Source organism: Tumebacillus permanentifrigoris, assembly GCF_003148565.1.
Classification (GTDB): domain Bacteria; phylum Bacillota; class Bacilli; order Tumebacillales; family Tumebacillaceae; genus Tumebacillus; species Tumebacillus permanentifrigoris.
In genome coordinates, this window is record NZ_QGGL01000011.1 from 95,910 (window position 1) to 109,925 (window position 14,016).

Below are 14,016 nucleotides of genomic sequence, written 5' to 3' on the forward strand. Positions count from 1 at the left end.
AAATTTTGAACTATCTATCCAAAGAGAATGTGCTAGAGGTGCTGGAACTTTCCGTTTTGCAAGAGCGGATGATCGCTGACGGAACCCCACACCTCAGCCAGTATGCCTATGAGGTGGAAAATACGCTCGATCAGGTCTTGTTGGATCAGGCGTTGCAGGCGGTCATCGCGGCTCATCCGGAAGTGCGCTCTGTTTTCCGTACCTTGAAGAACCGCACGGTGCAAGTGTTGCTGAAGACACGACCGATTTTGCTGGAGGTACATGACCTGCGCAGTCTGACGGAAGCGCAACGCGCGGGAGCAGAAGCGGAACTTGTGACACAGATGGGCACCCCGATTGAGATCGGGGCGGGCCCGCTCCTGCGCTTCGCTCTGGTTCGCCACACGGAGGCTTGCACGCAGCTGTGGGTCACACATCATGACTTGATTCTCGATGAACAGAGTCGTACGGCGCTGTTGGAGGATTGGTTTGCTGTGTATGAGTCGATGGTGGCAAAAAACGCTCCGTCGCTCTCGCCGGAACGTCCGCGCTTCGCTATGTATTTGCAGTGGCTGACTCGCAAGGATTGGATGCCGGCCAAGGAGTTCTGGCGCGCACAAGCTGGGGAACTCGTGCCGTCCGCGATGTTTTCATCGGTGCGGCGTGGTACGGGTTTGAACAAGCGTCGTCGGTCTGTTACGCAGACCTTGTCACCGCAGTTGAGCGACGCATTGCGTGAGCTGGCGGCACGAGCGCAGGTCTCGGACCGCGCTGTGGCCGCCGCCGCATGGGCGATGCTGGCAGCACTTTATGGCGGAGAGGAACAGGTGACATTTGGCTGGCAGGCGGAAGGACGCCCGGCAGATGTGGTGGATGTCGCCCGTATGCTAGGCTCCTTTGCTCAACTCTTGCCGGTCTCGATGAACGTGGCGGGAGAGCAGATTCTGCTGGATTTCTTGCGCGGATCTGAGCAGCGGATACAAGGGGTGGAGGCGGTTGCTTTTCTCCCTGAGGAGGAGGCGCGCCGCGATGCAGAGGTGCCGGATGGGGTGTCGATGTATGACACGAGCCTCGCGTTCTCGACATCGTCAGACATTCGTTGGACGCCGCTGTGGGAGCAGGTGAGTTCCGGTCAGAAGCCGATGCTGCAGCTAGTTGTGCGGGCGGGGAAATCGTGGCGGGTGGACTGGTCGTTTGCCGATGATGAGTTGCCAGCCTCGACGGTCGAACGCCTGCAACACCAATGGCACACGTTGTTGGAGAGCTTGGCAGAAGCCAACCTCGCAGCTCCGATGTCGGAGTTGCGTCTGACCTCTGCGCAGGAACAGAGCGAACTTGAAGCGTTCAATCGTTCTGAACTGCCGAATCCAGATCTGAGTTTGTTGGCGCATCAAGTCATTGAGCAACAAGTGGTGCGCACACCGGACGCGACTGCGGTGCGGTGCGGCGAAGATTCGATGACCTACGCCGAACTAAACGCCCAAGCCAATCTCGTAGCGTGGCAATTGCGGGACATGGGATTTGGCCGTGATGATGTTGCAGCCTTGTTCGCCGAACGTGATATTGAGATGTTGATCGGCATCCTTGGGGTACTCAAGGCGGGTGGCGCATACGTGCCACTGGACGCAGCCAATCCAGTCGCCCGCAATCGCACGGTGGTTGAAACGTCACGCGCCAAGGTAGTCCTGACTCAAGCACCATTGGTTTCGGAGAGCGAGGTGCTGATCGAGGGCTTGGAGACAGCTCCCGTGCTTGTCAATCTGAGTGACTCTACCCCGCGTGCCGCGTTGTCGCGTGCGAATCCACCCGCTATCAACGAACCGGGTGACCTCGCGAATGTGTTCTATACATCTGGTTCTACCGGGCTGCCCAAGGGCGCGATGGTTGAGCACATCGGGATGTTAAACCACCTATACGCCAAGATCGGGTTGCTGGAGGTGACGTCCGACAGCATCGTGGCGCAGACGGCGTCGCACTGCTTTGATATCTCGGTCTGGCAATTCCTCGCCCCCTTGATGGTCGGGGGAATTACGGTGATCTATCCAAACGCAGTGTCGGGCGATCCAGACGGACTTTTAGACGCGACTGAGCGTGACGGGGTGACAGATCTGGAGTTAGTGCCCGCGATGATCGAGATGATCTGGCGTGCGGCGCAAGAGCATCAAAAAGTGGCATTGTCGTCGCTTCGGCACTTGGTCGCCACAGGAGAGGGATTGCCGTCAGAACTTTGCAACCGCTGGCGACGCCTCTATCCGAACGTGCGCATGATCAATGCGTATGGCGCTTCGGAAACTTCCGATGACTTCACACATGAGGTGATCGACTCGTGGGTGTCGGAGGATCGACCGTACGTGTCGCTTGGCACCGTCATTCCGCATCATCGGGTGTACGTGCTCGATCGTTTCCTGCGCGATGTGCCGATTGGAGGCATTGGGGAGATCTGTGTGACGGGTGTCGGGGTCGGGCGCGGGTATCTGCATGATCCGGAGCGCACGGCAAAAGCGTTTTTACGAAATCCGTTCGCAGACGGCATGGGGGAGCGGTTGTACCGTACGGGCGACCTTGGGTACTTTACGCCCGACGGGCGGCTTGCCTACATCAGCCGGGCTGACTTCCAAGTCAAAGTGCGTGGGCACCGCATGGAATTAGGTGAAGTGGAGGGCGCATTGCGCCGTCATCCATGGGTAGACCAGTGCGTGGCCCTCGTGCGCAAGGACGAATTTGGACAGAACCGATTGTTGGCGTATGTCGTGACGTCACAGAAGATTGAGACCGCCGAACTTCGAGAGCATTTGAAGCAGTTGGTACCGGAGTACATGATTCCGGAGGCACTGATCTTCCTCGACCGATTGCCGCTGAACCGCAACGGCAAGGTTGATCGCAAGGCACTGCCGGAACCCGAGCAGAGCGACGCTGGGCGCACCGTCACCCCACCACGCAATGCGGCGGAGGAGGCTCTGGTGCAGATCTGGCAGGATGTGCTGAAGGTTTCGGGACTTGGTATCGACCACAATTTCTTTGAACTTGGTGGGCATTCGTTAAAGACGATCCAAGTGCGCGCCCGGATCAAAAGACAATTTGGTGTCGATGTTCCGTTGCATCTGCTCTTCGAACACCAGACGATTCGCGAATTGTCCACACTGGTGGGCGACGCGCCGATGGAAGTGACAGAAAGTTGGGAAGCTGTGATTCCCAAGCTGCCTCCAGCTGAGACGTATGCGATGTCGCATGCGCAACACCGACTCTTTTTCATGTATTGGATGGATCGGACCAACGTGTCCTACAACATGCCGGCTCTGCTGGAGTTGGAGGGGTCGTTGGATCTACCGGCATTGGTACGGGCGTTTGAAACGATTTTGGCACGACATGATGTGTTGCGCACGACGTACGAGATGGTGGGCGGACACCCGATTCAGCGTGTTCATGAGTTGCAACCGTTGCATTGTCCGTTGCTAGACTTTTCCATGCTGAACGAGCAGGAGCGGGAAACGGCCTTGTGGGCAGATGTCAACGCGGAGATGCAGACCCCGTTTGATCTCACAGTCGGACCGGTCTTCCGGATGCGCGTGTTCCGCTTGGAGCCGAATCGACACTGGTTGATGCTCCAACTGCACCACATCGTCGGGGATTTCTGGTCCTGGCAAGTGATGTTGCGCGAATTCCAAACGCTCTACGCATCCGAGTGTGCAGGACATGGAGAGGCATTGCCTCCGTTGACTGTCCAGTATACCGACTATGCAGCATGGCAGAACGAACGACTGGAGCAAGGTCAACTGCAGGCGGCACAGGCGTACTGGTTAGAAACGCTCGGTGGGGAACTGCCCGTGCTGGATCTTCCAACCGATCATCCACGGTCGGCGGTGATGCAGTCAGAAGGTCAACAAGTTCGACAACCGATCGACGCAGAGTTGGCAACGAAACTGCAGGCGTTAACACAACAAGGAGATGCCACGTTGTTCCTCGTTTTGCTGGCAGCAACTGGAATTCTGTTGTCACGGTTGAGCGGACAGAGCGATCTCGTAATCGGCACCCCGGAAGCTGGTCGCAACCTGCTAGAGCTGGAAGGGCTGGTTGGACTCTTCATTAATACTCTGCCGTTGCGGCTGCACGTAGAAGCAGGGCAGTCTTTCCTGAATGTACTGGAACAGGTCAAACAGAGAGCGTTGCAGGCTTACGAGCATCACGAGTACCCGTTTGACCAATTGGTCGAAGATATCAATCCGGTACGTGACCTGAGTCGTACGCCGATTTTCTCCGTCATGTTCCAAGTTCTTCGCGACGGAGATGATCGTTTTCCAGAGGTGGCGGGCTTGCACATGCGTCCCGTTGAACTCGACGTCTCGGCGACCAAGTTTGACTTGCAGATCGATTTTGTGGAGCGACCGAACACGATGGAGTGCCTGTTTACCTATCGTACCGATCTCTATGAACGAGAGACGGTGGAGCGCTGGATGAGCCATCTGCTCCTACTCTTGCAAGAAATCGTAGCAACGCCGGATGCGCCCGTGGAGTCGTTGCGGATGCTTGAAGCGTCTGAGCGGAACCGCTTGTTGAGCGAGTGGAATGAAACGGATGTGGCCTACTCAACAGACTTGTGCGTACATGAGTTATTTGAGCAACAGGTCGAACGAACACCCGACGCGGTGGCTGTAGTGGATGAGAACGAAACTCTGACGTACCGGGAGCTAAACGAGCGCACAAACCGTTTGGCGAACTACCTGCGGACGCTTGGTGTCGCACCGGAAGTTCGTGTCGGCCTATGCTTAGAACGGTCGGTTGACATGGTCGTCGCGATCTATGCGGTCTTGAAAGCAGGAGGCGCTTACGTTCCGATTGATCCACAACATCCCCCGAAGCGAATTGCTGAGGTGGTCGAGGATGCCGAACTTGCGCTGGTGCTCACACAGGAGCGTTTCCAAGCAGTATTCAGTCCATTTTCCTTGCGAGTGTTGACCATCGATGCCGTTCATCTCCCGTGGGCAACAGAGACGGAAGTAAATCCTGTACTCGTGAACACGCCAGATCACCTTCTGTACATGATGTACACCTCTGGATCGACCGGGAAACCAAAAGGCGTGATGAACGAACATCATGCAGTCGTCAATCTCTTGCTGTGGATGCGTGATCAGTACGCGTTGAGCAGTACGGATCGCATGTTGCTCAAGACGGCTTATACGTTCGACGTGTCGGTGTGGGAGTTGTTCTTGCCACTAATCAGTGGCGCGTCGCTAACCATTGCGCGGCCAGATGGACACCGGGACTTGGTGTATCTAAAACGCTTGATCGAGGAGCAAGGCATTACACACGCTGTGTTCGTGCCCTCAGCCCTGCAAATGTTCGTGGAGCAGGACGGGGTAGCACTCCTTACCGATCTCAAGAATGTGTTGTGCATCGGAGAAGCACTGTCCGTGGAAGCGCAAGAGCGCTTTTTCCGAACATTCCCGAATACAGAATTGCATAACTTGTACGGTCCAACGGAGGCGGCGGTCAACGTTACGTATTGGAACTGCCAACGCGGGGATCAACGACGGTATGTACCGATCGGGGCTCCAATTGCCAATGCCAAGTTGTACGTGCTTGACGAACGGCTTGAGCCCGTGCCGCTGGGGGTTATCGGTGAATTGTTCATCGGAGGGACACCTGTCGCCCGCGGGTATCACAACCGCGACGAACTATCGGCGGAGAGGTTTGTGTCCGACCCATTTTCCAAACGAGCAGGAGCACGCATGTACCGCACAGGTGACTCGGTGCGCCGACATCGAGACGGCAGCTTGGAATTCCTCGGCCGCGCCGATGACCAAGTGAAATTGCGCGGTTTCCGGATGGAGCTTGGGGACATTGAAGCCGCACTTCTTCGAGTGCCTGATGTGCGGGAAGCAGCGGTGCTGTTGCAGCAGGACGAGGGCGGGGGAGTTTTGGTCGCGTATGTAGTGGCTGATGCACGGCTTGGCACTGCTGACTTGCGCGAAGGCTTGGCTGGACAGTTGCCGGAGTACATGTTGCCGTCGCGGTACGTATTCCTCGACAGATTGCCCATGTTGGCCAATGACAAGTTGGACCGTAAGACGTTGCGTGGACTTGATCCGGGGTCAGAGGCACAAGCAGAGCCGGATTCTTACGTCGCACCGCGCACCGCCTTGGAGCGGGAGATGGTGAAAATCTTCGAGCGCATTTTGAATGTTCGACCAATCGGTATCCAGGACGACTTTTTTGCCGCTGGTGGTCATTCCTTAAAAGTATTGGGTTTGATCAGCGAGGTACAGGCTGTGTTCGGGGTGGCATTGCCGCTCGTCAACGTCTACCAGCGACCGACCGTTGCGCAACTTTGCGAGTGGCTTGAAAGTGCAAACTGCGCGCAAACCGCATTGTGTGACGGAGCCATTCCCATCCAACTAGGGGATGGAACGCAACCACCGCTGTTCTTCGTGCATGGCCAAGGCGGTGGGATCTCTTCGTTCTTCCTGCTGGCTCAAGCGCTTGGAGCGCAGACGTCGGTATACGGTCTACAGGCATTCGGTTACGAGACATCGGAGGAACCGCTGACGTCGATCGGCGAGATGGCCGATCGTTATGTCGAGGAGATTCGACGCGTCGCTGCGCACGGACCGTACCGTATCGCCGGATGGTCGTTTGGCGGGACCGTGGCTTTTGAAGTAGCTCGACGCTTGGAGCAACTCGGGGAGCATGTGGACTGGCTCGGACTGTTCGATGCACATCCGATGGATCTGCCGGGCGACTTGCGTGAGAAGCAGGCGTGGACAGAGACCGATGTGTTGAGGTTTGCCCTGAGCGATCTTGGGTTGGAACCGATGGCATTGGACGGTCTGACCGATTCGGAAGCGTTCACGTACGTGGTGCAGCAGTTGGAACGGGCTGGACGTGTGCCGCGCGGATTACCAGAAGCCAGTTTGCGTGCCAAGTTGAACACGATGGCGGCGCACGGCACGGCAGCCGCGTTCTATCGCTATGAAGGCCCTGTTCAGGCGGATCTGCATCTGTATCGCGTCACGGAGGTGTCGGCGCAAGGACATTCCTTGGTTGAGGTGGAGGAATGGCGGCCGCGAACAACTGGTAGTCTTTGGGTTCATCCAGTGCAAGGAGATCACAATTCGATGTTGGATGTCGCCCATGTCACTGCCCTAGCAGACAAAATGAAGGAACTTGCAACCATGAGAAGAGGCTGCTGAGATGAGATACCGCGATTTGCATATCAACTTGAAAGTGCGACTTGTAGAGGCGTTTCTGGTCAATTTAGTCGGAAACATGATCTACCCGTTCATGGCCATCTACTTTGCTGATCGGTATGGTCCAGTGATCACCGGGTATCTGTTCATGGCGAACATCCTGATCGGATTGTCCTTTGGACTGTACGGTGGAGTTCTCGCCGACAAGTACGGCAGGAGACACATGTTGCGAATCGCGGAAACAGGCCGTGTACTCTCGATGTTGATCATCACGTTGTCAAATTCTCCTTGGTTCGATTCGCCACTACTGACGTTGATTTTCTTGCTGGTGTTGAATGGGTTCGGCGGTTTGGCCTTCCCAGCTGTGCAGGCGATGATTGTCGACTGCACCACGCCAGACAATCGGAAATTTGTGTACAGCATCGACTATTGGGCATTGAACACCTCCCTGCTGATCGGCGGGATGGTCGGGGCGTTTTTCTTCCGATCGTACCTGTTTGAATTGTTCTCAGCAGCGACTTTCATTTCGTTTGGCTCGCTGTGCTTGCTCTTGTTTGTCATCCAAGAAACACACTACCCGAAGCCTGTGCAGACGGGGGAAGGCAAGCAAAAGTCCAAGGGCGGTGGCTACGGAATGGTGTTCCGTGACCGTACATTCATGCTCTATATCTTGGCGGTGGCGCTGTTGATTTCGTTGGAACAGATCTTTTTCAACTATGGGGGCGTTCGTTTGTCCCAAGAGATGTCCAGCCAATCCCTGTTCTCATGGGGGAACCGCGACGTGCAAGTGGACGGAGTGGGGATGTTTGGGATATTGCGCACAGAGAATGCATTGCTTGTTGTGTTGCTGTCGGTGCTCGCCGCCCGGGTGTTTAGCCGATTCCGTGACACGGGTGTGTTGATGACGGGCATCCTGTTGACGATGATCGGGTTTGCTGTGCTCGCAGTGTCGAACAGCCCGTGGACGTTACTGGTGTGCATGTTGATCGCAACGAGTGGTGAACTGTTGCACACGTCGATTCGCCAGTCCTATCTCGCGGAGATCGTGCCAGCTGCGAACCGTGGCACGTACATGGCGCTCACTGGTTTGACTGGGGTAATCGCGCAGATGATCGGTGCAGGTTCGATCACGGCCGGCGCCTACGTAACGCCTTGGGTGTTAGGGATTGCCACACTTGTGATCGGGGTGGTAAGCGCCGGGCTCTTCGTCAACACGTTGTTGCATCTGCCGGAGCGCAAGCGCGCTATGCAGGCAGAGGAAGCCTTACAACAAGTAGCATCCAACTAGAGATCGTGTACAAGGGGGAATTGGGCAATGAGCGAGAGATTGAGGCAAGGTTATGAACCGATTGCCATCGTAGGGATCGGGTGCAGATTTCCAGGTGGCGTAAACAGCCCGGAGAGCTTCTGGAATTTGCTTCGCGAAGGCGTGGACGCAGTGACAGAAGTGCCTGCAGATCGCTGGGACACCAACCGTTTTTATCACCCTAACCGCAAAAAGCCGGGATCGGCCAACACGCGCTGGGGCGGGTTCTTGGATGGGGTCGACAAGTTCGACCCGGAGTTTTTCGGAATCTCTCCTCGGGAAGCTGATTTGCTCGATCCGCAACAGCGTCTGATGCTGGAAGTCAGTTGGGAGGCTTTGGAGGATGCCGGTTTCGTGCCTGAACAACTGGCCGGGTCCAAAACGGGCGTGTATGTGGGGTGCTTCACGAATGACTACCAGTGGATGCAAGTCTCCGAGAAAAACGTGGACTATCTCGACACCCATTCCACGTCAGGATTCATGATGACGTTGCATTCGAACCGCCTCTCCTACGTGTATGATTTTCAAGGTCCGTCGATGACTGTGGACACGGCCTGCTCGTCCTCGCTGGTGGCCGTTCATCTTGCTTGCCAGAGCTTAATCACGGGTGAATCGAACCTTGCGTTGGCTGGCGGGATCAATATCATGCTCAAGCCGGAGCTGACGATTGCAGAATCCAAAGGGGGCTTTCTCTCACCAGATGGCCGCTCCAAGGCGTTCGACTCTCGGGCAAACGGGTACGTGCGCGCCGAAGGGTGTGGGATGGTCGTGCTCAAACGTCTGGAGGAAGCACTCGCTGATGGCGACCCGATCTATGCGGTCATCGCGGGTTCCGCTTGCAACCAAGACGGACGGAGTGCGGGTCTGACCGTTCCGAGCGGCGAGTCGCAAGAAGCGTTGGTCCGTGAAGCATTGGATCGCGCAGGAATCCAATCGAACCAGATTCAATATATGGAAGCCCACGGCACAGGCACGCCGGTTGGTGACCCGATTGAAGCCAAGGCGTTGGGGAACGTACTGTCTGAAAATCGTCCAGATGGAGAGTATTGCTGGGTCGGCTCCGTGAAAACGAACGTCGGTCATATGGAGGGGGCCGCTGGAGTTGCCGGGCTGATCAAAGCGGCGCTTTGCTTGCAGCAAGCGCAGATCCCCCCACACTTACACCTGATAGAGAAGAATCCCAATATCGACTTTGAGGCGTTGCAACTGCGCGTTCCCACAACCGTACAACCGTGGGAAGGCGAATCGGGAACCCGCTATGCGGGCGTCAATTCCTTTGGTTTTGGCGGCACCAACGCGCACGTTGTTTTGGCGGAAGCGCCAGTCGTGGAAAAAACGGTTTCACCGTCTACGCAGCAAGACCAGTTGATTCCACTCTCTGCACGCACACCGGAAGCGCTGCTGGACGTGGCGTTCTCCTATCGGGAGGCAGTAGGAGAAGCGGGGGCACTGGAGCATGTGAGCCTGTCCGATCTCGCCTGTAGCACTGCTCAACATCGCGGACACCATCCGCAGCGGATGGCGGTAGTGGCTTCGACCAAGGAAGAACTGTTGGAAGCGCTGGATGCCGTCATTTCCTCGGAAATACACCCGCGTGCCATTGTCGGGGCAATGCCTGTTCAACCGACAAAACCACGCCGTCTCGCCTTTGTTTACACGGGTATGGGCCCCCAGTGGTGGGGAATGGGGCGACAATTGTATGAGCAAGAACCGGTGTTCCGTGACACACTCGACGAATGTGACAGAGTGTTCCAAGCGTCGTCTGGATGGTCGTTGTTGGAAGAGATGTTGAAGGACGAAGCAGCGTCCCGAATGGAAGAGACACAGATCGCGCAACCTGCGAATCTATTTTTGCAAATCGGTCTGACGAATTGGTGGCGTTCGATGGGGATCGTGCCAGAAGCTGTCGTCGGGCATAGTGCGGGGGAAGCAGCAGCTTCCTACGCAGCGGGGATCATAACCCTCTCGGAAGCAGTGCGAGTGGTGTACCACCGGAGCCGTTTGCAACAGGCGATAACCGGCCAAGGCACGATGGTAGCGGTTGGACTTTCGGAATCCTTGGTGCGTGAACATATGAAAGGCTTTGAAGATCGGGTATCGCTGGCCGCGATCAACTCTCCGAATGGCGTGACACTAGCAGGTGAGCCAGAGGCGCTTGAGCAAGTGCTGGCACCCTTGCGTGAGGCGGATGTTTTTGTCCGTTATCTAAAAGTTGGCATGGCGTTCCACAGCCATTACATGAACCCGATGCGCGAGGAGTTTCTCGAACATTTGGAAGGCATGGAGACGAAGGCTGGGACGATTCCCTACTACTCCTCCGTCCTCGGAGTACAGGCCGACATCCACAAACTCGGTGTGGATTACTGGTGGCGCAACTTGCGAGATACCGTACAGTTTGCAGAAGCGGTGTTGAACTTGATCGAGGACGGGTATGACGCGTTCGTCGAGATCGGCCCGCATCCGGTGCTGGCTGCTTCGGTCCGCGAGTGCCTAGCATTGAAAAACCGCACCGCCGATGTACTTCCCTCGATCCGCCGGGCCGAAGACGAGCGCCCACAGTTGGTGAGCTCGTTGGGGGCTTTGTACACCTTGGGCTTTGAGCCGAACTGGCCGAAGTTGGTCGAGGCGGGCTCGTTCGTCCGCTTGCCGAAGTACCCGTGGCAACGTGAGCACCACTGGCAGGAGTCGGCAGAATCCCGTCGTTACCGTCTCGGGGAGCCAGATTGCCATCCGTTGCTCGCTCAACGACTGTCCTCCGCACGCCCGGTGTGGGAATCAAGTATTGACGTCTGGCGCTTGCCCTATCTGGGAGACCACCGCATTCGAGGGGCCATCGTCTATCCGGGAGCGGCCTATATGGAGATGGGGTTGGCAGCTGCGCGCAATCTGTACGGAAGTCGTGCAGTCGGTTTGGAAATTGCCGATGTAGCATTTGAAAAAGCACTGTTCCTGAACGAAGAGACAGGAGACAAACTCCAGATTCATTTCGATCCGGCAGATGGGCAGTTTGAAGTCTACTCCACTGGGTATGAAAGTGATCCGATCTGGGCTCGTCATGCCAAGGGTACGGTCAGACCGCAGCCAGCCTTCGCGGTGCGCACGATAGACCTCGGTGCATGGCGTGACCAATGCTCCCAAATGATCTCCAAAACGGATGCCTATGCACACTTCCAAAGCCTCGGCTTGGAGTATGGCCCGTTGTTCCAAGGCATGGAACAACTCTGGAAAGGCCAAGGGGTCGCGTTGGCAGAGCTTCGGATGCCCGAGCCGCTTGAAGGAGAAGCAGGGGACTATGTGTTCCACCCGGCTATGCTTGATATTGCCTTGCAGATGATGGCGGCCGTTTTGCCATTTGACGGTGAGGGCCGTTCTGCGCTCTTCATGCCGGTCGCAATCACCCGTGCCGTGTTGAGGATGGCACCGACAGCGAGGATGTGGGCGTTTGCCCGCCTCGACGAGCACACCGACAGTAGGGTTCGCGGCTCAATTACCGTCGTGGACGAACAAGGAAATGTCGTGCTGGAGTTGACCGATTGTATCGCGCAATCACTGCAAACCGATACGAGCACCACGATGATGCGCCCGACTCGGTATGCCGAGTTCGTTTGGACACCGCGCGAACGAGAGGTTCAAGCGCAGGAAGCGAACGTAAGCGATGCGTCTGGCACATGGTTGCTTTTCGCCGATGAAACCGATGTGGCCGACCAACTGGCGAGCCTCTTACGAGACCGTGGTGGACGTCCGGTTCTGGTGCGTCCTGGTACAGAGTTCAAGCGCCTCGACAACGGGGAGTACCTGGTTCGGGTTGAGCACGCGGAGGATTATCAGCTTCTGCTGGAAGACCTATATGTTGACGGACAGTCGGTCCGAGACATTGCCCATCTCTGGAGCCTGAACCAAACAGGCGGCGATGCGATGCAACCACAGGGATGCGGAAGCGTACTGTTGCTGCTCCAAGCCCTTGCTCAAGTGAGTGCCAAGCAAAAAACTCGCCTGTGGTTGGTGACGAGAGGAGCACAACCGGTCAACGGAACGGAGACGTTGGATGGAATCGCACAGTCTGCACTGTGGGGCTTGGGCCGTGTAATCGGTCATCAGGAGCACCAAGACCTCTGGGGGGGCCTGCTTGACCTAGATAGTAGCACCAACGAGTCTGCACTTGATGACGCCCAAAACTTGCTCGCCGAATTCCTCTATGAAGATGGGGAAGACCAGATCGTCTTCCGAGCTGGTCAACGCTTGATCGGACGTCTTCATGATTCCGGTGACCTGACTGTACCTCTGGCGCCTTCCTTCCGCCCAGATGGGGCGTACCTGATCACCGGCGCGTTCGGTGGCCTCGGCCTGCTGATCGCACGCTGGCTGATCGAGCAGGGTGCTCGCCGCTTGATCCTCATCGGCCGCGAACCATTGCCGGAGCGTCGTGACTGGGATCAACATTCGGTAGATTCCCGCATCGGCCAACGAATCCAAGCGATCCGCGAATTGGAGTGCCTTGGAGCCAGCGTGCACGTCACTGGCTTTGACATTGCAGACGAGGCCAAGCTGCAAGACTTCCTGCGTGACTATCACCGCGAGGGCTGGCCGGCAATTCGTGGGGTCTTCCACTCTGCCGGAACGGCGATCCCACAGATGTTGGCCCAGATGACGCTCGACGATCTGTACGGCGTCATGCGCCCGAAAGTGCTCGGAGCGTGGAACCTGCACCGAGCATTTGCAGACCAACCTCTGGACTGTTTCGTGCTCTTCTCCTCGATGGCGGCCCAGATCGTTTCAGCAGGACAAGGGAATTACTCCGCCGGGAACGCGTACCTCGATGCGTTAGCACGCCTCCGTCAAGCGCAAGGACATTCCGCTCTGAGCATCAACTGGGGCTCCTGGGCGGACATTGGCATGGCGAACAACCTGGATCTTTTGGACTTCTTCGAGCGTCGCGGCATCTTCCCGCTCCAGCCAGAGCAAGGGGTGCAAGCGCTCGGTCACCTGCTCGCACACACCCGACCACAAGTTACGGTTGCCGCTCTGGATTGGTCCACCGTGTTACAAAGCAACTACCCGAACGGCGAGTACCCGCCGATGCTTGCTGACATCGTCGCACAAGCCAACGAAGCAGGGGAAACGGACGGCAACCCCGGTTCAACGGAGACGGTCGATTTTGCCTCTCTCTACCGCCAGACAGACGACGAAAAACGCCAAGAGCTGCTTCAAGAACAGCTCTCCGGAGTGGTCTCGCAAGTCCTGCGTGTCCCGCGTGCCAGACTGCTCATGGAGCGTTCCTTGCAATCGTACGGACTCGATTCGATGATGGCGATTGAACTCAAGAGCCGTCTGGAAAAAACAGTGGGTGCTTCCATTGCAATCGTGGACCTGATTCGAGGCGTCAGCGTAACCGAACTTGCCGCCGCGCTGCGGCCGCAGGTCGATGAATGGGCTGTGTTGTCGGATGCTGATGTCGTCGAGGAAGACCTGATGGCCGAACTCAGCGAACTTTCGCCTGAAGAACTGGATGCACTGTTGGCTGAAATTGCCGCCACCAAGGAGGAGTAA

Annotated in this window: 3 protein-coding genes; all 3 read left to right on the forward strand. The window is 56.8% G+C overall.

The genetic code is table 11. The annotated features are described in order from the left end of the window. The first annotated feature begins 5 nt into the window (after window positions 1–5). The 3 genes from C7459_RS13665 to C7459_RS13675 are packed head-to-tail and all read left to right on the forward strand — an operon-like array spanning window position 6 to window position 14,016. Window positions 6–7,166 carry an amino acid adenylation domain-containing protein gene (locus C7459_RS13665; RefSeq protein ID WP_109689856.1) on the forward strand — a complete coding sequence of 2,387 codons (7,161 nt, stop codon included), beginning with the start codon at window positions 6–8 and terminating at the stop codon, window positions 7,164–7,166. 1 nt (window position 7,167) lies between these two features. After that, window positions 7,168–8,451 (forward strand): MFS transporter, encoded by a 1,284-nt coding sequence (locus C7459_RS13670; protein WP_109689857.1) that lies wholly within the window; start codon window positions 7,168–7,170, stop codon window positions 8,449–8,451. 27 nt (window positions 8,452–8,478) lie between these two features. After that, entirely contained in the window at window positions 8,479–14,016 is a 5,538-nt protein-coding gene (locus C7459_RS13675) for a type I polyketide synthase (RefSeq protein WP_109689858.1), read from the forward strand.

What these genes read in the sequence shown, in the direction of transcription:
- C7459_RS13670 (WP_109689857.1), top strand. Translation starts at nt 7,168, where the DNA reads ATGAGATACCGCGATTTGCATATCAACTTGAAAGTGCGACTTGTAGAG.
- C7459_RS13675 (WP_109689858.1), top strand. Translation starts at nt 8,479, where the DNA reads ATGAGCGAGAGATTGAGGCAAGGTTATGAACCGATTGCCATCGTAGGG.